This is a genomic window from Aeromonas rivuli, assembly GCF_000820045.1.
Lineage (GTDB): Bacteria > Pseudomonadota > Gammaproteobacteria > Enterobacterales > Aeromonadaceae > Aeromonas > Aeromonas rivuli.
This window is the reverse complement of sequence record NZ_CDBJ01000035.1, coordinates 1-19,614: the sequence shown is the minus strand read 5'-3', so window position 1 is coordinate 19,614 and position 19,614 is coordinate 1. Positions and strand designations below refer to the sequence as shown.

General features: G+C 60.2%; 16 protein-coding genes and 1 riboswitch. Of the genes, 11 read left to right on the top strand and 5 right to left on the bottom strand.

Translation table 11 applies throughout. The annotated features are described in order from the left end of the window. Window positions 1-936, top strand: coding sequence for a LysR family transcriptional regulator (locus BN1130_RS07530; RefSeq protein WP_042041203.1), 936 nt, complete (start codon window positions 1-3; stop codon window positions 934-936). A gap of 65 nt (window positions 937-1,001) precedes the next feature. Here BN1130_RS07530 and trpS read toward each other — a convergent pair whose 3' ends face one another. After that, on the bottom strand, window positions 1,002-2,006 hold the full coding sequence (gene trpS, locus BN1130_RS07525; protein ID WP_042041201.1) for a tryptophan--tRNA ligase: 1,005 nt from the start codon (window positions 2,004-2,006) through the stop codon (window positions 1,002-1,004). A gap of 194 nt (window positions 2,007-2,200) precedes the next feature. After that, window positions 2,201-2,635 (bottom strand): universal stress protein, encoded by a 435-nt coding sequence (locus BN1130_RS07520; RefSeq protein WP_042041199.1) that lies wholly within the window; start codon window positions 2,633-2,635, stop codon window positions 2,201-2,203. A 385-nt stretch (window positions 2,636-3,020) separates the two neighbouring features. On the opposite strand from BN1130_RS07520, the gene fabV reads away from it, so the two are divergent. Beyond that, the gene (fabV, locus tag BN1130_RS07515; RefSeq protein WP_042041198.1) at window positions 3,021-4,208 is read left to right on the top strand and encodes an enoyl-ACP reductase FabV; all 1,188 of its coding nucleotides are present in this window, start codon (window positions 3,021-3,023) and stop codon (window positions 4,206-4,208) included. Here the strand turns inward: fabV and BN1130_RS22615 are convergent. Then, complete coding sequence (locus BN1130_RS22615; RefSeq protein ID WP_042041220.1) at window positions 4,205-6,007, bottom strand: GGDEF domain-containing protein; 1,803 nt, start codon at window positions 6,005-6,007, stop codon at window positions 4,205-4,207. The genes fabV and BN1130_RS22615 overlap by 4 nt on opposite strands. Before the next feature lie 192 nt (window positions 6,008-6,199). On the opposite strand from BN1130_RS22615, the gene ftnA reads away from it, so the two are divergent. From ftnA to murI, 9 genes are all read left to right on the top strand, one after another. Further along, complete coding sequence (gene ftnA / locus BN1130_RS07505) at window positions 6,200-6,724, top strand: non-heme ferritin (RefSeq protein ID WP_042041196.1); 525 nt, start codon at window positions 6,200-6,202, stop codon at window positions 6,722-6,724. A gap of 172 nt (window positions 6,725-6,896) precedes the next feature. Next, window positions 6,897-8,081: a BaiN/RdsA family NAD(P)/FAD-dependent oxidoreductase gene (locus BN1130_RS07500; protein WP_042041195.1), complete on the top strand. Its 1,185-nt coding sequence runs from the start codon at window positions 6,897-6,899 to the stop codon at window positions 8,079-8,081. Between the two features lie 134 nt (window positions 8,082-8,215). Then, window positions 8,216-8,851: a leucine efflux protein LeuE gene (leuE, locus tag BN1130_RS07495; RefSeq protein WP_042041194.1), complete on the top strand. Its 636-nt coding sequence runs from the start codon at window positions 8,216-8,218 to the stop codon at window positions 8,849-8,851. Between the two features lie 367 nt (window positions 8,852-9,218). Next, window positions 9,219-11,444: a TonB-dependent receptor gene (locus tag BN1130_RS07490; protein ID WP_042041192.1), complete on the top strand. Its 2,226-nt coding sequence runs from the start codon at window positions 9,219-9,221 to the stop codon at window positions 11,442-11,444. A 226-nt stretch (window positions 11,445-11,670) separates the two neighbouring features. Beyond that, window positions 11,671-13,344, top strand: a complete 1,674-nt coding sequence (locus BN1130_RS07485; RefSeq protein ID WP_042041190.1) for a sensor histidine kinase — start codon at window positions 11,671-11,673, stop codon at window positions 13,342-13,344. 129 nt (window positions 13,345-13,473) lie between these two features. Continuing rightward, the gene (locus tag BN1130_RS07480; RefSeq protein ID WP_042041189.1) at window positions 13,474-14,202 is read left to right on the top strand and encodes a LytR/AlgR family response regulator transcription factor; all 729 of its coding nucleotides are present in this window, start codon (window positions 13,474-13,476) and stop codon (window positions 14,200-14,202) included. Window positions 14,203-14,311: 109 nt separating this feature from the next. After that, a complete protein-coding gene (locus BN1130_RS07475; RefSeq protein WP_042041188.1) occupies window positions 14,312-15,502 on the top strand; it encodes an L-lactate MFS transporter in 1,191 nt (396 codons plus the stop codon). 113 nt (window positions 15,503-15,615) lie between these two features. Then, a riboswitch (cobalamin riboswitch) is annotated at window positions 15,616-15,792 on the top strand. Between the two features lie 52 nt (window positions 15,793-15,844). After that, a complete protein-coding gene (locus BN1130_RS07470; protein ID WP_042041187.1) occupies window positions 15,845-17,680 on the top strand; it encodes a TonB-dependent receptor domain-containing protein in 1,836 nt (611 codons plus the stop codon). A 121-nt stretch (window positions 17,681-17,801) separates the two neighbouring features. After that, window positions 17,802-18,593 carry a glutamate racemase gene (gene murI, locus BN1130_RS07465; RefSeq protein WP_042041219.1) on the top strand — a complete coding sequence of 264 codons (792 nt, stop codon included), beginning with the start codon at window positions 17,802-17,804 and terminating at the stop codon, window positions 18,591-18,593. Between the two features lie 4 nt (window positions 18,594-18,597). On the opposite strand, the gene BN1130_RS07460 is transcribed toward murI, so the two are convergent. Then, a complete protein-coding gene (locus BN1130_RS07460) occupies window positions 18,598-19,086 on the bottom strand; it encodes an RNA recognition motif domain-containing protein (RefSeq protein ID WP_042041186.1) in 489 nt (162 codons plus the stop codon). Between the two features lie 303 nt (window positions 19,087-19,389). After that, on the bottom strand, window positions 19,390-19,614 hold a 225-nt coding region (locus tag BN1130_RS22855; protein ID WP_232301951.1), incomplete at its 5' end, for a hypothetical protein.

Genomic DNA, 19,614 nt, shown 5'->3' with positions numbered 1-19,614 from the left:
ATGGAACTCTCCCTCGCCCGGCTCGATCTCAACCTGCTCACCCTGTTCGATGTGTTGATGCAGGAGCGCAACGTCACTCGGGCCGCCGAGCGGCTCCACCTCTCCCAATCCACCGTCAGTCATGCCCTGGGCCGATTGCGTCAGGCGCTGGATGATCCCCTCTTCGTCATGAGCCGGCGCGAGATGATGCCGACCGAGCGGGCCAAGGCCCTGGCCGGGCCGGTACGTCAGGCCCTGGCCATGCTGGAGCAGGGCTTGCGTCAGGCCAAGGGGTTCGACCCCGCCAGCGCCCGCCGGGTATTTCGCATGGCGCTGCCGGGCTCGGTGGAGCATGGTCTGGTTCCCGCCATGGTCGAACGGCTTCATCGGCTTGCTCCCCACTGCCGGCTGGAGGTGTGCGAGCTGGCGGCCAGCGACTACGAGCGTGAACTGGAGAAGGGGGAGCTGGATCTGGTGGTGGGTTTTGCCGGGGCCGATCACCTCTCGCCCCGCTTGTGGCGTGAGGACTGGTTCAGCAATCCCCTGGTCTGTCTCTCCCCCATGGACAGCGGCCTGCCCGAGCGATTGGGGCCGAGGGAGCTGGTGAGCAAGCCCCATATCCATACCTCGAGCTGGGGCCACAGCCAGGCGATGGTGGATCTCTGGCTGGCCCGGTTCGGGGTGGAGCGGGAGCTGGGGGTCAGGTTGCCAAGCTTCATGGCGGTGCCCCAGTTGATGGCGACCCGGCGTTATCTGGTGGTGGTGCCCGAGATGATAGGCCGTGACTTTAGTCGCGATTATCCGCTGCAACTTCATCAACTCGAACCGGCCATCCCCATCGTCTACCTGATGGCGGGCCACCCCCTGAGCGCCCATGACGAGGCGATCCGCTGGTTCAAGGGGGAGCTGCATGCCCTGGCCGAGGGGCGCTATGGCCTGACCTCCCTCGGCGGATAGCCACCCCCTTGCCCCCGGGTGCACCACCGGGGGCTGAGTGGCAGGGGGGCGAGGGCCGGTGGCGCTTAGTCGAAGTAGTTGAGGCCCATGGCCCGCTTCACTTCTCCCAGCACCCTGTCCGTGACGGTGCGCGCCTGCTCGGTGCCCTGGCGCAGCAGCGTGAGCAGTTCGCCCCGTTCGCTCATGGCCTGCTGCCTGCGCAGTCGCATGGGAGCAAGCAGGCTTTGCAGGCAGTCGTTCAGCACCTGCTTGCAGCGCATATCCCCCAGGCCACCGCGCCGGTAGTGCGCCTTCATCTCGGCCACCAGTGCCTTGTCCGGGTGGAAGGCATCCAGATAGGTGAACACCGTATTCCCTTCGACCTGACCCGGATCGCTCAGCCTGAGGTGGTTGGGGTCGGTATACATGCCATGGACTGCCTGCTTGATCTCCGCCTCGGACATGCCGAGTTCTATGGTATTGCCGAGGGACTTGGACATCTTGGCCTTGCCGTCGATACCGGGCAGGCGGCCGGTGTCGCTCAAGATGGGCTGGCACTCGGTCAGCACCTCTCTCCCGACCAGACCGTTGAAGCGACGCACTATCTCGTTGGTCTGCTCCAGCATGGGCAGCTGATCCTCACCGACCGGCACATGAGTGGCCCGAAATGCGGTGATGTCGGCCGCCTGACTGACCGGGTAGACCAGGAAGCCGGCAGGCAGGCTGCGCTCAAAGCCTTTTTGCTGGATCTCCGCCTTGACGGTGGGGTTGCGCTCGAGACGGGCGACGCTGACCAGATTGAGGTAGTAACCGGTCAGCTCGGGGAGGGCGGGCAGGGCACTCTGCAGGCAGAAGGTCGTCTTGGCGGGATCCAGCCCGGCGGCCAGATAGTCGGCCATCACCTCCAGCACGTTGCCGGTGACCTTGGCCGGGTCATGGCTGTTGTCGGTCAGTGCCTGCAAGTCGGCAATCATCACGAACTGGCGGTGGGTCTGTTGCGCCTGCACCCGTTGGCGCAGGGATCCGACATAGTGGCCTATGTGCAGTTTGCCGGTGGGCCTGTCGCCCGTGAGTATGATGGGGGTTTGCATGTCACTCTCTCCAGTCTGGGGTGGGCCGGGAGGCGACAAAGGACACAAATACAATGACCGCCTCTCGGCGGCCACTGTGTTTTCTTTGGGAAATCTTACATAGAAAAGCGGTGCCGCCTGTTTAGGAGCAGCACCACCAGTAATCTTTGTTGAAGGCGGTCATGTTCATGGCCACTCAAGCTACGCCTGTTCCATCACTTCTGCAAGGGCACGACCAGCAGGTCGCAAGGCACTGTGTTCATCAGCTGGCGGGCACTGGAGGTCAGCAGGCTCCAGAAGCTCTGGCGATGGCCACAGACCAGCAGGTCGATGTCATAGTCACGCACCGCCTGATTGACCCGCTCGCTCAGGTCGCCGCAGATCACCAGCTTCTTCTCGATGGGGTACTCCACCGGCGCCAGGAAGGCTTCCAGCTTCTCCTTGGCCTCGGCGATCACCTGATCCTGCACATTGTCGATGTCGATATCTATCATCTCGGTGTAGAGATCCTTGAGGTCGACATCGACATGGATCACCGACAGCTTGGCACCGTTGGAGATGGCCCGATCGACCGCCTTCTCAATCACCTTGCGGTTGTCTTCCGACAGGTCGATCGCGACCAGCACATGCTTGTAATGGGTTCCACTCATGGGATTCTCCTCACAGATATTCTTGTCACTATACCAATCGCTATTGAAACTAAAATGTCATTCTCATCACAGCTTTATGTACCCATGGCACTCCTCTGTACCGCATTTGTGAGCCAGGCCCCTTTGCCGTCATTGTGCGCCGATGAAATGAGCGGAAACATGAGGCGGGTCACAGCGGGCAACTTGCCCCTTGTCCGCGCCGGGCATAGGATGTGCCCGTGTTTCGCAAGGACCACAACATAACAAGAAGCATCTGAATACCGCTTTGGGAGCCTATGGCTCCCTTTGTTTTTTTACCCCCCTTTCTTGTTCAGACGCTGCGCCATATCAAGGCCATCTCCTCCCCCGCTGGCTATGCTCAAGCCAGTGACTTTGGAGAAGTGCCATGATCATCCGTCCCGAGATCCAGGGCTGCGTCGCCCGCAACTGCCATCCCATCGGCTGCCGTGCCGCAGTGGAACAACAGATAGCCGAGATCCGCGCCGCGGGCCAGTTCAATGGCCCCAGGCGGGTGCTTGTCCTCGGCGCCTCATCCGGCTTTGGATTGGCCTCACGCATCGCGCTCACCTTCGGTGCCGGGGCCGACTCCCTTGGCATCTCGTTTGAGCGGGGCCCCTCCGAGAAAGGGGTTGGCAGCGCAGGCTGGTACAACAACATCTGGTTCAAGCAGGCTGCCGAACAGCAGGGGCGGCTGGCCCTGAATCTGATCGGCGATGCCTTCTCGGACGCGATGCGCCAGCAAGCCATAGCGACGATTCGCCAGCAGTGGGGGCAGGTGGATCTGGTTATCTACTCCCTGGCGAGCGGTGTGCGGGTACTGGCCGATGGCCGTCAGGTGCGATCTGTCCTCAAGAGCACGGGGCAACCCTTCACCGGCCTGGGGCTGAATCTGGAGCACTATGCCCTCGAGGAACAGACCCTGCCGGTCGCCAGTGCCGAGGAGATCCGCGACACCGTCACCGTGATGGGCGGGGAGGATTGGCAGCACTGGTTGCAGGCGTTGCAGGATGCCGATTGTCTGGCGCCCGGGGTGCAGACGGTCGCCTACTCCTACATAGGCCCAGAGTCCACTTATCCCCTCTATCGAGACGGCACCATAGGCTATGCCAAGGAGCACCTGCACAGCACCGCCGAGGCGATCAACCTGCAGCTTGCGGCGATCGGCGGCCACGCCTGGGTCAGCGTGTGCAAGGCACTGGTGACCAAGGCCAGTGCCTATATTCCCGTATTGCCCGTCTATCTGGGGCTGCTGATGGGGGTCATGAAGGAGCAGGGGGTGCACGAAGGATGCATCGAGCAGATGCATCGCCTGTTCGCCAGCAAGATGTACGGTAAGCAAGGAGTGGTGGCCGATGGTCACAGGCTGATCCGCATGGATGACCATGAGTTGAACCCGGCAGTGCAGGCGGCGGTCTCTGCACTCTGGCCCAAGCTGACCCCCCAGAACTTCGAGAGCATGGGGGATTTTGCCGGGCTGAGACGGGATTTTCTGCAGCTCAATGGCTTCGACTTGCCCGGTGTGGATTACGAGATGCCGATCGACATCAAGGCCCTCGGCGAGTTGCAGCCCTAGGCCAGGCTGCGAGACAGCGTGACCACAGTGTGTGGCGCCGCCGCCAGCACCGTCTGGTTGCGCCCCTGACGCTTGGCCTGATACATGGCCATGTCAGCCCTGTGAATGAGCTGAGTGAGCGTCTCATGAGAGTCTTCCCGGCCAGCGACCCCCAGGCTGATGGTCATCACGGGGCGACCGGGTTCCCGCTCGGCGGCCACTCGCTGGCGCAACTGCTCAGCCAGGTGCCAGCAATCTTGCGCCGGTAGCGGTATGGCGACCAGAAACTCCTCCCCACCCCAGCGGCCGATCAGCTCCCGCTCCGGCGCCCACTCCCCAAGCAACTGCCCAAGGCGGGCGATGGCGACATCCCCCGCACCATGGCCGTGCTGGTCATTGATCTGCTTGAAGTGATCGATGTCGATGATGATCAGGGAGAGGGGCCCCTCCTGCTGCCAGAGAGTCTGCAACCGCTCTTGCAGGGCGTGCCGGTTGGCGAGCCCGGTGAGCTGATCGAAACTGGCCAGCCGATAGAGGCGACGGGAGCTGCGATGCAGGCGGTGGGTGGTGATACCGAGGAGGATCAGGGCGCTGAGCAGCAGCATCACCAGCATCAACTGATAGTTGCGGGCACTCTGCTGGTGGGCTATCTGCTGGCGCCGCCGTTCGTTTTCCAGTACCAGTCTGTGGTTATCGCTCTCGCTACGGGCCAAATCCATTTGCGCCTGGAAGGCGGCCGCGTGTTCGCTCAGGGTACGGTTGAAGTGCTGGCGATAGTCGGCATGATAGTCACTGAGCCCCCGGTAGGCGGCGGCATAGTTGCCTTGCCCGGCCAGGAGTTCGGCCCGGAGCGCCTTGCCTGAAAGATCCAGCGTCCCGGCCCCCTCGAGCAGTGCCAGGGCTGGGCCCGTCTCGCCCTGACTGCGCAGGGCTGCGGCCCGGGTGGTCAGCAGCCCGGGAGGGGTCGGGTAGCCGAGTTGCTGATGCAGCGCCTCTGCCTGATCCAGATGTCGCAGTGCGGCCGAGCCGTTACCCTCGGCATTGAGGGCCATGGCGAGATAGCCCAGCATGGCGGCGCGATAGTCGGGAGAGAGGGCCGGGTTGGCCAGCTGGCTATCGAGTAGCTGACGGGCTCGTGCCGGGCGACCCATGTCGAGATAGAGTCGCGCCATGTTGGCCTTGATGAGGGTCTGACTGTTGGGCTCATCCAGGCTCAGGCTGCGCCGCAGGGCATCCAGATAGTGCTGTTCTGCCTCCTGACCCAGCCCGATGTCGGCGTAGAGGTTGCCCAGGGTGATGAGCAGCTGTATGCACTGCAACTGAGCCTGCTTGCTCTCCTGCTTGAGTTGGCGTTTGAGCAGGAAGGCGCTCTTGAGTTCGGCAATGGCCGATTGCAGCTGATTGGTTTTATAGTGAGCCAGGCCGTTCAGGGCATGCCATTGCGCGCGCTGCGCCGCATCGTCCTGCAGTGCGGGTTCGAGCTGGGCGAGCAGGGTAAAGGCCTGGTCGGGGGCGGCGGTATCCAGGGCGAGGGCTATCTGCTGCAGCTGGAAATCCCGCTGTCTTGAGGCTTCCTGATGGCTGGCGGCCAGCGCCCTGGCCCTGGCGTTGTCGAGCTGGGCGCCCCGGTAGTCACCCAAGTGTGCCTTGGCCAGGGATCTGGCGTGAAACAGTTCCATGTCCTGACCCGTCAGGGCATCGAGCTGGCTGAGGTAGACGGCGGGATCGCGCGCGGCTCGCCATTCGGCATCATTCAGCAGGGAAGGCGCGGCCTGCACCTGGTCAAGCCAGCACAGTAACAGCAGAAAATAGCGGCGCATCAGCGAGGGTCCCGGATCATGGGCGCCATGATAAGGGGTACGCTTGAGTACAGCATGCTTCATTGACTCGCCATGCCCATATGGGGGTAAGGCTGAGGCATTGGTTGAAACTGCAACAAATCCTGCGGCAAGTGGTTGATCCAGATCCGCTTCGTCGCGACAATCGAACCCAAATCACAGTGGAGAATCAGCATGTTGGCCCAAGCCATGATCGAGAAGTTGAACGACCAGATAAACCTGGAATTCTATTCCTCCAACCTCTACCTGCAGATGAGCGCCTGGTGCGAGGACAAGGGTTTCGAAGGTGCCGCCACTTTCCTGCGCAAGCATGCGGTGGAAGAGCGTCAGCACATGGAGCGTCTCTTTACCTATGTGAGCGAGACCGGCGCCATGCCGATACTGGGTGCCATCAGTGCCCCTCCCCACGAATTCACCACCCTGGGCGATGTGTTTCGCACCACCCTTGAGCATGAGCACCACATCACCCAGTGCATCAATGGCCTGGCCCACGTTGCCTTCACTACCCAGGATTACTCCACCTTCAACTTCCTGCAGTGGTATGTGGCCGAGCAGCATGAGGAAGAGAAGCTGTTCAAGAGCATAGTGGACCGCCTCAACCTGGTGGGCGAGGATGGCAAGGGCCTCTACTTCATCGACAAGGAGCTGGCCGAGCTGGCCAAGGCGTCCCCCGCCAGCGTGATGGACAACAACGCCTGATCCCTGGATGAGGCTTGCTTAAGTCTCCCGATAAGTCGTGGACACTTAATGTTCAGTCAGTACAATACGGCCCCCTCGTGGGCCGTTTCTTTTTTTGGTGGCCGGGGGGGATGGTTGGGGTCTGTGCGTTGGCCCCGCTCTTGTTGATCTGTTTCAGGTGAGTGGCGCTGTGATGATAAGAACGGATGTTGTGGTGATCGGGGCCGGTGCGGCCGGTTTGATGTGTGCCCAGCAGGCGGGGTATCGGGGTCGTTCGGTACTGGTGCTCGACAATGCCAAAAAACCGGGCCGCAAGATACTGATCAGTGGCGGCGGCCGCTGCAACTTCACCAACCATCAGACCGGGCCCCAGGCCTTCCTCTGCAGCAACCCTCACTTCTGCAAGTCGGCCCTGGCCCGCTACACCCAGCAGGATTTCATCGATCTGGTGGACAGGCACGGGGTCAACTATCACGAGAAGACCCTGGGTCAGCTGTTTTGCGACGAGAGTGCCAAAGAGATCGTCGATGTGCTGCTCACCGAGTGTGACTGGGCCGGGGTGAGCCTGCAGTTCCAGACCGAGATCCTGAGCGTCGCCAAGAGCGAAGACGGTTTCGTGCTCGTGACCAGCAAGGGGGAGATAGCGTGCCAATCCCTGGTGGTGGCGACCGGTGGTCTCTCCATGCCGAAACTGGGCGCGACCCCCTTCGGCTACAAGCTGGCGGAACAGTTTGGTCTGCCTGTGCTGCCGACCCGCGCCGGTCTGGTGCCCTTCACCCTGCATCAGGCCGACAAGGAGGCGTTTGCTGCTCTGGCCGGGGTCAGCCTGCCGGTCGCAGTGACCGCCGAGGATGGCACCCGCTTCAAGGAGGCCATGCTGTTTACCCATCGCGGCCTCTCCGGCCCCGTTATCTTGCAGATCTCCTCCTTCTGGCTGCCGGGGGAGAAGATCCATATCAACCTGCTGCCCGATCTCGACATATTGGCGACGCTGAAAGGGTGGGCGCAGGCTCATCCGGCTCAGGAGCTCAAAACCGTGCTGGGCCGCGAGCTGCCCAAGCGCTTCGTCGATACCCTGGTGGAGCTGGGCCAGCTCACTAACAAGCCGATGCGCCAGTACAACGAGCGGGAGCTGGAGGCCATTGCCGCCCTGCTGGAAGATTGGCAGCTGCTGCCCAACGGTACCGAAGGCTACCGCACCGCCGAAGTGACCCTGGGAGGGGTCGACACCAACGCACTCTCCTCCAAGACCATGGAGGCGCGTCAGGTGCCCGGGCTCTATTTCATCGGCGAGGTGGTGGACGTGACCGGCTGGCTCGGGGGTTACAACTTCCAGTGGGCCTGGTCGTCCGGCTGGGTGGCGGGACAATATTGCTGATCTTCGCCGTTCCCAAGTGAGAGGCTTGTGCTTTATTCGCGCAAGGTTAGGATGGATCCATGGTCGATGAGGAGTGAGATGGCGACCGTGCCGTCTCCTTTCCCATCTCTTCGTCTTTGCTATTGGGGTGGAACATGTTTGAAAGCCTGGGTGTCATCAATGTCTGGACTTATTTAGTCGGTCTTTTTTTCATCATCATAGCCCCGGGCCCGAACTCCATTTATGTATTGCGTACCGGTGCCAGCCGCGGCATAGGCCCCGGTTATCGCGCCGCCCTCGGCGTCTTCGTCGGCGATGCCCTGCTCATCTTCTGCGCCTATCTGGGGGTCGCCTCCCTGATCCGTACCACACCCTTGCTGTTTACCCTGGTGCGCTACCTGGGGGCCATCTATCTGCTCTATCTGGGGGTGAGAATACTGTATGACAACTTCGTCGCCAGGACGGAGAGTCACCCTGCCGACCCGGTTCAGGGGGAGAACTACTTTGGCAAGGCGCTGACCCTGAGCCTCACCAATCCCAAGGCGATCCTGTTCTACGTCTCCTTCTTCGTGCAGTTCATCGATTTCAACTATGCCCACACCTGGCTCTCCTACCTGGTGCTGGCCGGCATGCTGGAGGCCATGAGCTTTGTGTATCTGACCCTGCTCATCTTTGGCGGCTCACTGATGGCGCGCTTTTTTCAACGCAAACTGCGCCTGGCCAAGCTGGGCAACGGTCTGATCGGCCTCTTCTTCATGGGGTTCGCCGCCCGGCTCGCCACTCTTTCCTGAGTGATGATGAACTCACCCGGCTTAGCGTCGGGTGAGGTTGTGTCTTCTGTTCCCCCTCATATGCCTGTCTCTGCTCATTAATCACTTCTTTATCAATTAGTTGGCCTCTATTACGCCGCTCTCTCCCGCCCACAAAACAATTGAAGTCACAAATGATACTTATTAACATCCTCAGTCGCTGATTGACATCAGGCTGCCCGATCCCGGTGGAGCATCTCTTGTGGTTGGCGGGGGATAGGTATTCCTCTCGATGACTCATGGGCAAGCCATCGGTCACGACAATAACGGATGCTCGGTCCCCACGGCCGCATCATCGATAGCAATAAATGGTGCCAAAGGCACCCATGAACAGGTAGAGCAGGACGTCATGTTAAGACAAGCAAGGAACTATCCCCTGAATGCCCTGGTACTCGCGCTGACCATGACCGGTGCCTTCCCTGCCCTGGCGGCACAGACCGAGGCCAAGCCGGAGACCATGGTGGTGGTCGCCAGCCATGCCCCCAAGAGCATCAGCGACATTCCGGGTACCGTCTGGTATGTGGATTCACAGCGGATAGAACAGGAGTCCCGCGGCGGCAAGAGCCTGGGCGAGATATTGGCAGCCGTGGTGCCTTCCCTGGATGTCAGCAGCCAGGGAAGGACCAACTATGGTCAGAACCTGCGTGGCCGCGCCATGCTGGTGATGATAGATGGTGTCTCCCTCAATTCGGCCCGTCTCATCAGCCGTCAGCTCGATTCCATCGATCCTTTTAACATAGCGCGCATCGAGGTGCTGTCGGGGGCGACGTCCATCTATGGCGCGGGTGCTACCGGCGGTGTGGTCAACATAGTGACCAAGAAGGGTGAACAGGGCGAGCTGCAATTCGAGAGCTATGCAGGCACCACCACGGGTTTTAACAGTCATGAAGATGTTGATTACAAACTGGCCCAGTCGGTGGCGGGGGGTAATGATCTGGTACAGGGGCGCGCCTCCCTCGTCTACAGCAGCAACAAGGCCTTCTTCGATGCGGGTGGAGACATGGTGGTGCCGGACATCACCCAGGGTTCGCTGCAGTTCAACGAAGTGATAGATACCATGGGCAGCCTGACCTTCACCCCGTCCGACAACCAGAGTCTGACGTTGCTGGCCCAGTACTACAGCAGCAAGCAGGATAGCCCTTACGGCATCTACTTCGGTCAGGATCTGGCCGGTGCGCCGGGCAACATTACCGGCAACCCGGCGGACACCAGCCTGATTGCAGTGCGTGATGGTTTTGAATCCGATCGCCAAGGCGCGACCGAGCGCTGGTTGCTCAACGCCGACTACCGCAACACCGACTTCCTGAATCACACCCTGATGGTGCAGGCCTCTTATCGCAGTGAAGAGTTCTCTTTCATTCCCTTCATCTATGGCAGCTACCTGGCCGCCTCCGAGCAGAGCACGGATGTGGTGAGCCTGCGCACCGCGCTGATCAAGGATTGGGATCGCCTGACTCTGACCTATGGGGTCGATGGTTTCATCGATACCCTCAAGAGCAACCAGGCCCTGTTTGACAAGCAGACCAGCTATGACAGCGGCGGTCTGGTCAACAAGACCGCCAGCACCATAGGTCGCTACCCCGGGGTCGAAGTGGAGTCCCTGGCGGGTTTCCTGCAAACCGAATTTGCCGTCACCGACCGCTGGTCCCTGGATGGGGGCTATCGCTACCAGTACACCCGCAACAAGATTGACGACTTCGTCGACTACAACATGCAGCGCAACATCGCCTTCGGCAAGGGCAGCAGTGCCGATGCAGTACCGGGGGGCACGACCAGCTACAACACCGGACTGTTCAATCTGGGCACCCTCTACAAGCTGACGCCTCAAACCCAGCTGTGGGCCAACTTCTCCCAGGGCTTCGATCTCTCGGATCCCTCCAAGTACTATGGTACCGGCACTTACAGCAAGACCCCGGATGCTCAGGGCCACTACAGCCTGCAAAAGAGCGTCAACGTAGCCGATTCCAAGTTGCAGGGCATCAAGACCAACAGCTACGAGATAGGGGTACGTCATGATACCGATCGCCTGAGTCTGCAGAGTGCGGCCTATCTCTCCTTGTCCGACAAGGCGGTCAAGGTAGACAAGTCGACCATGCTGATCAGTGTGTTGGATGACGAGAAGCGAGTGTATGGGATAGAAGGGCAGGCCTCCTATTGGCTGACCGATGCCTGGCAGCTGGGCGCCAATGGTCACCTGGTCAAGTCGGAGCAGAAGAGCGCCGAGGGTGGCTGGGAGAAGGTGTCGGTGGATAATGCCAGCGGCTCCAAGGCTGCTGCCTGGCTGGGCTGGCAGCAAAATGCGCTGGCGATGAAGCTGCAGAGCCAGACGCTGTTTGATCTGACCGACGATGCCGATGGCAAGATTGAGGGTTACACCCTGCTGGATCTGATTGGCAGCTATGAGTTGTCGGTGGGCAGCCTGGGCTTCGGTGTGCAGAACTTGCTCGACAAGCAGTACAGCACCGTATGGGGTCAGCGCGCCGCCAGTCTCTACAGCTACTATGGGCCAGCCGAGATGTTTGACTATCAGGGACGCGGTCGCACCTTTACCGTCAACTACCAAGTCAAATACTGAGCAGGGTATTGAGCGTGCTGGCTTGGCCAGCATAGCACTCACCCCTGTCGGTGCTCGGCTCAGGCACTGAACAGGATATGACCACAAAGACCCCGTTCCCATGAGTGGGGTCTTTGTGTTTCAGGCGTGACGCGTTAATGTCCCCACCTTGATCCCGGTCAGCGGCGCCCGGCCCCATAATCCCTATAGTAGGCCGCCAGTCGCGCACCGACCCCCTGAGGTATCCATGCTCGAAAACCAGATGATGTTGCTGGCCGTGTTTGAACGGGCGGCGTTGATGCTGATGACCCTGTTCTTCCTGACCCGCACCCGGCCCTTTCAGCGGCTGTTTCAAAAGCAGAACCATACCCCGGCCGAGCTGGTGCTGGTCGCGGTCATCTTCGGCCTGTTCGCGGTGTTCAGTACCTATACCGGCATTCCGGTGGAGGGGGCGCTCATCAACGTGCGGATCATCGCCATCATCTCCGGCGGCATACTGTTCGGCCCCTGGGTCGGCATCCCGGCCGGGGTCATCTCGGGGCTGCACCGCTACCTCATCGACATGGATGGCCACACCTCCATCCCTTGCCTCATCGCCAGCATCATCGCCGGTCTGCTGGCGACCTGGATCTACTTTCATTGCCGCAAGTCGCGGCTCTGGCTCTACGGCATACTGGCGGGGATGTTCTGCGAGGGGCTGACCATGTTGCTGATCTGGCTGCTGACCGAACCTCATGCCATCGGGGTCGAGATCGTCAGCCACATCGCCTACCCGATGATCGCCGGGGCGCTCTGCATCGGGCTCATCATCAAGCTGGTGCAGGATCTGGACGACGAGAAGGAGCTGATCGCCGCCAAGCAGGCCAAGTTGGCCCTCGACATCGCCAACAAGACGCTGCCCTTCTTCCAGAAGGTCGATCGCCACTCCCTCGGCCAGGTGTGCGGTGTCATCAGGAGCGAGATCCATGCCGATGCGGTGGCCATCACCGACACCCGGGACGTGCTGGCCTACGTGGGGGTGGGCAAGGATTACTACGAGCTGGACGAGCACCACGCCATCAGCGACATGACCCAGCGCGCCGTGTTGCTGGACCAGATCATCATCAACAACGATCTGCGCCAGTATCATCTGTCGGACTTCCACTCGGTCATCATCATTCCGCTGCGGGAGAACGGCGCGGTCAGCGGCACCCTCAAGATCTACTACCGCCGCACCCACAGCATCACCAGCTCCCTGCGGGAGATGGCGGTGGGCCTCTCCCAGCTTATCTCCACCCAGATGGAGGTGTCGCGCATCGAGCAGCTCAAGGAGATGACCCGCAAGGCGGAGTTCACCGCCCTGCAGAGCAAGATCAACCCGCACTTCCTGTTCAATGCCCTCAATGCCATCTCATCCTTGATCCGCATCCGCCCCCAGCAGGCGCGCCAGCTCATTGCCAACCTGGCGGACTATCTGCGCTACAACCTCAACAAGGGGGACGAGCTCATCGACATCCAGGAGGAGCTGCAGCAGGTGCGCGACTACGTGGCCATCGAACAGGCCCGCTTCGGCGACAAGCTGGAGGTGGTGTTCGAGGTGGACGACGTCCACATCCAGGTGCCCTGCCTGCTGTTGCAGCCCCTGGTGGAAAACGCCATCCTGCACGGCATCCAGCCCCGCAGCGCTCCCGGTAAAGTCACCATAGAGGTGAAGCAGCTGGCGGGGGGCATCCGGGTGGCGGTGCGCGATACCGGTTATGGCATCAGCCAGGCGGTGATCGACGGGGTGGCCGCCGGCCGGGTGGAGAGCCGCAGCATAGGGCTGATGAACGTGCATCAACGGGTCAAGCTGCTCTATGGGGACGGCCTGCACCTCAAGCGGCTGGAGCCGGGTACCGAAGTCTGTTTCTATCTGCCGAGCCAGGAGGCGATGCCATGTTGAGCGCCATCACTGTTGAAGACGAGTCGCTGACTGGAGAGGCGTTGTCATGTTGAGAGTCATTATTGTCGAAGATGAATGTTTGATGCGGGAGGCGCTGGCCTCTCCTGCGTTCCCTCAGGGGGCCATGCCATGCTGAAAGCCATCATAGTGGAAGACGAATATCTGGCTCGCGAGGAGCTGGTCTATCTGGTGAACCAGCAAAGCACCATAGAGATAGTGGCGAGCTTCGAGGATGGGCTGGAGGCGTTCAAATACCTGCAGGATCACGAGGTGGACGTGGTGTTCCTGGATATCCAGATCCCCTCCATCGACGGCCTGCTGCTGGCCAAGAACCTGCACAAGTCGAGCCATCCGCCCCACATCGTGTTCGTCACCGCCTACAAGGAGTTTGCGGTGGAAGCGTTCGAGCTGGAGGCGTTCGACTATATCCTCAAGCCCTACAACGAGCCGCGCATCATCAATCTGCTGCAAAAGCTCGAACATGCGGGCAAGTCGCAACCGGGGCAGGGGGAGGTGAGCAGCCCGCCCAATCGCACCATCAATCTGGTGAAGGGGGAGCGCATCATAGTCACCCCCTGCGAGCAGATTTACTATGCGGAGGCGGACGAGAAGCTCACCTATGTCTATACCCGCACCGATCGTTACGTGATGACCATGGCCCTCAGCGAGTTTGTCAGCCGCCTGCCGGCGGAGGGCTTCTTCCGCTGCCACCGCTCCTACTGCGTCAACATCAACAAGATCCGCGAGATAGTGCCCTGGTTCAACAGCACCTATCTCATCCGGCTCCATGATCTGTCGTTCGAGGTGCCGGTCAGCCGCAGCAACATCAAGGCGTTCCGTCAGCTGATGCGGCTCTGATTGTCATTCATGCCCGCCGATCTGCATTTCATGCCTTAATCTGCCGGCGCGAGCCGCGTCTTGCCTATAGTGGCCTCAATTTCCTTATGGCCATCGCCCGAGACGCATCATGACTAAAGAGATGAATCGCACCCGGAATCTGACCCTGATCGGTACCATCATCACCCAGTTTGCGCTGGGCTCCGTTTACACCTGGAGCCTGTTCAACGCCCAGCTCTCCGACAAGCTGGACGAGCCGGTGAGCCAGGTGGCCTTCGCCTTCGGCCTGCTCAGCCTCTCGCTGGCGGTGGCCTCCTCCCTGGCGGGCAAGCTGCAGGAGCGGTTCGGGGTGCGCAACGTCACCCTGGGGGCTGGCGTACTGCTCGGCATCGGCTTCTTCCTCACCGCCCACGCCAGCAACCTGGCCATGCTCTACCTCTGCGCCGGCATACTGGTGGGCTTCGCCGACGGGACCGGCTACCTGATGACCCTCTCCAACTGCGTGAAGTGGTTCCCGGAGCGCAAGGGGCTCATCTCCGCCTGCTCTATCGGTGCCTATGGCCTGGGCAGCCTCGGCTTCAAGTACATCAACCTGCTGTTGCTCTCCAACAACGGGCTGGAGGCGACCTTCCAGCTGTGGGGGTTGATCGCCATGTCCATGGTGCTGGTGGGTGGCATGCTGATGAAGGATGCGCCCCAGCAGGCCGCTTCCGTGCAGCAGACCGAGAGCCGCGACTTCACCCTGGCCGAAGCCATGCGCAAGCCGCAGTACTGGATGCTGGCGCTGATGTTCCTCACCGCCTGCATGAGCGGCCTCTATGTCATCGGTGTGGCCAAGGACATCGGCGAGAACATGGTCGGTTTGTCGACCGCGGTGGCCGCCAACGCCGTCGCCATCATCGCCATGGCCAACCTGGGTGGCCGTCTGGTGCTGGGCATACTGTCTGACAAGGTGTCCCGCATCCGTGTTATCACCATTGCCCAGCTGATTACCCTGGTGGGCATGGCGCTGCTGCTGTTCGTGCCGCTCAACGCTAACCTGTTCTTCGTGGCGGTGGCCTGTGTGGCCTTCAGCTTCGGCGGTACCATCACCGTTTATCCCTCCCTGGTGAGCGACTTCTTCGGGCTCAACAACCTGACCAAGAACTACGGCGTCATCTATCTGGGCTTCGGTCTGGGCAGCATCATCGGCTCCATCGTCGCCTCCCTGTTCGGCGGTTTCATGGCGACCTTCAACCTCATCCTGGTGTTGCTGGTGGTGGCCCTGGTGCTCTCCCTCACCATTCGCCTGCCAGCTCCCAAGGCCAGCTACGCCGACTGAGCCTGAAGCTATTGATAAATCTGACAAACCGGTGCCCATGGGCGCCGGTTTCCGCTTTTGTGAGTAAAAGACGTATAGATGGCTAAATAGCTATACTCTTCTGCCACCCTTTCCTATAATCCCCCCGCTTTGGCGCATCATGCTTAATAGGGAATCCGGTGAGAATCCGGAGCTGGCGCGCAGCGGTAAGGGGGAACGAAGCGACATCAGGGCACTGCCGCAAGGCGGGAAGCCGTCGCCTAGGCACTTGGCCCCCGAGTCCGAAGACCTGCCAAAGTTCGTATTTCTGGCCGAGAGAAACCGGCCAAGGAATAGATACTTACGCGAACTTAAGGATCTGTGATGTCCAAGAAATTTTGGGTGGCTGCCCTGTTGCCGACGGCCGCCTTCGCCCAGTCCACCCTGCCTGCCAATGACACCCTGGTGGTGACCGCCAACCGGGTGGAACAGCCTGTCAGCTCGGTATTGGCCCCCGTTGTGGTGATCGATCGCGCCGAGATCGAAGCCCGCCAGGTACAGAGCCTGCCCGAGTTGCTCAAGACCCTGCCGGGTGTGCAGATCACCACCCTGGGTGGTCGTGGCCACCAGAGCAGCCTCTTTATTCGTGGCACCAACTCCAACCACTCCCTGGTACTGGTCAATGGCCGCCCCATCGCCGCCATGGTGACGGGAGCCCCCGATCTCAGCCAGATCCCCCTCGGCAACATCGAGCGGGTCGAATACATACGCGGCCCGCGTGCGGCCGTCTACGGTTCCGATGCCATTGGTGGCGTCATCAACCTGATCACCCAGACCTCGGCCAAAGAGGGCGGCGAAACCCACCTCAAGGGTGGGGTGGGCAGTCATGGCTATGGCCTGGGTCAACTGCGCAGCGTGCAGGCGCTGAGTGCCAAGACAGATGCCAATCTGATGATCGGTTACGAGCGCGGGGACGGTTACGACGTCGTCGCCGCCGCCCAGCAGCCGGATCGGGATGGCTTTGACAGCCTGAATGGTCAGCTGGGTTTCAATCACGCCTTCAGTGACGCCTGGAGTGCGGATATCAACGCCCAGGGTTATGACAACCAGACCGAGATGGATGACCCCTACCTGAGCTCGGATCAGAGCCGGGTTCAGGCGTTCCAGTATGATGGCGCCGTCAAGTATCAGGCCGAGCACTTCAATAGCCGGCTCGAGGCCAGCTATGGCGAGAACAAGCTGAAGAACTGGCTGGCGAGTCAGGGTGAATCCTCTGCCGAGCCCATCCACACCGGGCTGACCCGCTTCTCTTGGTTGAATAGCTGGAGCGGCGTCGAGGGCTTGGTGCTGACCGGCGGCGCCGACTGGCAGCAGGAGCAGCTCAAATCCGACTCGCGCAGCTATGGCCAGGCATTCGATGCGCCGGATCGTGACAACACCGGCTTGTTCGCCGTGGGCAGTTATCGCTGGCAGGCACTGCTGATGGAGCTCTCGGGTCGCACCGACGACAACGAGCAGTACGGCCGTCATAACACCTGGTCGGCGGCCACCGGCCTGGATCTGGACCAGCACCACAATGTGCGGTTGAGCTATGGCTCCGCCTTCAAGGCACCGACTTTCCTCGACCTCTATTACCCGGGTTATGAGAATCCGGATCTGAAGCCGGAAGAGAGCAAGAACCTGGAGCTGGGCTTCACCGGTCGTTACACCGCCTGGGATTGGTCCGTGAATCTCTATCGCAACCGCATCCAGAACCTGATCGCCTGTCAGAGTGCCTTCTCCAGCTGCAAACCGGATAACACCGATGCAGACATCAAGGGGATAGAGCTGGCACTGGGTCTGGATACCGGGCCTGTCCATCACGAGTTCAGCTATGACTACACCCGTGCCGAGGACAAGAACGATGACGATCGCCAGTTGCTGCGTCGGGCCAAGAACAAGGCCAGCTGGTTGGCGCAGGTGCAGACCGGCCCCGTGGACTGGTCGAGCGAGCTGCTCTATACCGGCAAGCGTGACGACAAGGACTTCTCCAGCTTCCCGGCCGAGCGGGTCGAACTGGGTTCATACACCTTGCTGAACCTGGCGGCCAGCTATTCGGCGACGTCTCAGCTGACCCTGGGCGGGCGCATCGACAACCTGTTCGACAAACAGTATGAGTCTGCTGTCGACTACCCGGGTCCTGGCACCGAGTTCAGGGTGACCGCGGATTACAGGTTCTGATAAGCCTGCTTATATAAGCACTCCCATTCGCACCTTAAAAACAGGCCCTGCCAGCAGCAGGGCCTTTTCTATTGGCGGGGAGCGGGAGTATGATCGCACCCTCGCAGCATAGGGGGTGCAGGTGGCTAATATTTTGGTGTTCGATTCCGGCATGGGTGGACTGAGCGTATATCGCGAGATCCGTCAGAGCCTGCCTGACCATAACTACTATTACTGTTTCGACAACGCCAACTTCCCCTATGGCGAGCTCAGTGAATCTGCCCTGATCCAGGCCTGCGTCCGCCTGGTGACCCGGGTGGTGGCCGAACAGGCCATCGATCTGGTGGTGATCGCCTGCAATACCGCCAGTACCATAGCGTTGCCCTCCTTGCGCACCGCCCTGACTATTCCCGTGGTGGGCGTTGTGCCCGCCATCAAGCCCGCCGCCGCCTTGACCCGCAACGGGTGTATCGGCCTGCTGGCGACGCCGGGCACGGTGGCCCGTCCTTATACCCACGAACTGATTGCCCAGTTTGCGCCGGGCAAGCGGGTGCTGCTCAAGGGGACGACTGAGCTCGTGGTCGAGGCAGAACGCAAGCTGGCGGGGGAGGTGGTGGATATGGCACTGCTGCGCCATGTATTGGCAGACTGGCTGGAAGGGAGTGAGCAACCGGATACCTTGGTGCTGGGATGTACCCATTTTCCCTTGCTCGATGCCGAAATCCGGCAGCTCATGCCGAATTGCCAGTTGGTGGATTCGGGGGCGGCGGTCGCCAAGCGTGTGACCCATCTGCTGAGCAGTCATGGCATGGCCGCGACAATCGGGGTTCCAGAGGCGCATGCCTACTGCACCCGGCTGGATGAGGAGGCCAAAAAAATAACAGCCCCCTTGCAAGCTTGGGGGCTGTCTACCTTAACTGAAGTCCTGCTCTGAGCGATCAGGCGTCGACGTCGTTCTCACGTTCTTCTTTGTCGCGCTTGTCATTGGCTTCACGCACCTTGAGGGTGCGCTGCTGATACTCTTTGTCATTGAGCGTCGCAATAGCCCTGGCCGCATCGGCAGCAGGCATCTCGACAAAGCCGAATCCCCGGCGCTTGCCAGTCGCCTTGTCTTTCATCAAGCGAACAGAAATCACCTGACCCTGCTCGGCGAACAGCTCGCGCACGGCGATCTCGTTGGCGCGATAAGGCAGGTTGCCTACATATAAGGTACAAGTCTCTTGGCTGGCACCATTGGCTGCCATGGCCACGGGTGCCTTATTCAGGAACAGAGGGACCACGAAGCCACCAATCGCCAAGCCAGCGGCGAAGATCACCTCGGCTTTCAAAGAAAACTGCAGCGCTTGGGCAATCAGATAACCAATCAATGCCAATACCAGGGCTAATACAGCAGCCTGCATATAAACGGGAAACTTGGATAAATTCATCTTTAAAGACCTTTTGTAAATGAAAGCAAAAAAGGTGCAACACTATATTCACCACCATGGTAACCAGCTTTCCTGGATGACGCTACCATGGCCACTCGGTACAGATATTTCCGCTCAAGTATGATGCCACATTCCACCTCCTGCCTACTTTAATGGTAGCTAAACGGGGCATAAATCACGCTTCTGTGGATAAACCTGTATATATGCTTGGGGTAAGCTGTTCCTAATTGAATAGGCTGCAATTTATGTGATTTTCTTCAAAAAACGGCTTGCCAGCGCGGCTGCCATCCCTATAATGCGCCCCTACCAGCACGGCACAACACGCCGGACTGATAAGCTAGCTTCACAGTGAAGCGGGCGCCGAAAGAAAAGCGAAAACAATCGCTTGACTTTCGAAGTGAGGAGCGTAAGATGCGCCTCCTCAACGCGATAAGCGTGACGCTCTTTAACAATTTGAATCAAGCAATCTGTGTGGGCACTCACAGCATCGAGCATCAAAATTAATTTTTGATTTTCAATGTCTGGTGA

What these genes read in the sequence shown, in the direction of transcription:
- BN1130_RS07530 (WP_042041203.1), top strand. Translation starts at nt 1, where the DNA reads ATGGAACTCTCCCTCGCCCGGCTCGATCTCAACCTGCTCACCCTGTTC.
- trpS (WP_042041201.1), bottom strand. Translation starts at nt 2,006, where the DNA reads ATGCAAACCCCCATCATACTCACGGGCGACAGGCCCACCGGCAAACTG.
- BN1130_RS07520 (WP_042041199.1), bottom strand. Translation starts at nt 2,635, where the DNA reads ATGAGTGGAACCCATTACAAGCATGTGCTGGTCGCGATCGACCTGTCG.
- fabV (WP_042041198.1), top strand. Translation starts at nt 3,021, where the DNA reads ATGATCATCCGTCCCGAGATCCAGGGCTGCGTCGCCCGCAACTGCCAT.
- BN1130_RS22615 (WP_042041220.1), bottom strand. Translation starts at nt 6,007, where the DNA reads ATGCGCCGCTATTTTCTGCTGTTACTGTGCTGGCTTGACCAGGTGCAG.
- ftnA (WP_042041196.1), top strand. Translation starts at nt 6,200, where the DNA reads ATGTTGGCCCAAGCCATGATCGAGAAGTTGAACGACCAGATAAACCTG.
- BN1130_RS07500 (WP_042041195.1), top strand. Translation starts at nt 6,897, where the DNA reads ATGATAAGAACGGATGTTGTGGTGATCGGGGCCGGTGCGGCCGGTTTG.
- leuE (WP_042041194.1), top strand. Translation starts at nt 8,216, where the DNA reads ATGTTTGAAAGCCTGGGTGTCATCAATGTCTGGACTTATTTAGTCGGT.
- BN1130_RS07490 (WP_042041192.1), top strand. Translation starts at nt 9,219, where the DNA reads ATGTTAAGACAAGCAAGGAACTATCCCCTGAATGCCCTGGTACTCGCG.
- BN1130_RS07485 (WP_042041190.1), top strand. Translation starts at nt 11,671, where the DNA reads ATGCTCGAAAACCAGATGATGTTGCTGGCCGTGTTTGAACGGGCGGCG.
- BN1130_RS07480 (WP_042041189.1), top strand. Translation starts at nt 13,474, where the DNA reads ATGCTGAAAGCCATCATAGTGGAAGACGAATATCTGGCTCGCGAGGAG.
- BN1130_RS07475 (WP_042041188.1), top strand. Translation starts at nt 14,312, where the DNA reads ATGACTAAAGAGATGAATCGCACCCGGAATCTGACCCTGATCGGTACC.
- BN1130_RS07470 (WP_042041187.1), top strand. Translation starts at nt 15,845, where the DNA reads ATGTCCAAGAAATTTTGGGTGGCTGCCCTGTTGCCGACGGCCGCCTTC.
- BN1130_RS07460 (WP_042041186.1), bottom strand. Translation starts at nt 19,086, where the DNA reads ATGAATTTATCCAAGTTTCCCGTTTATATGCAGGCTGCTGTATTAGCC.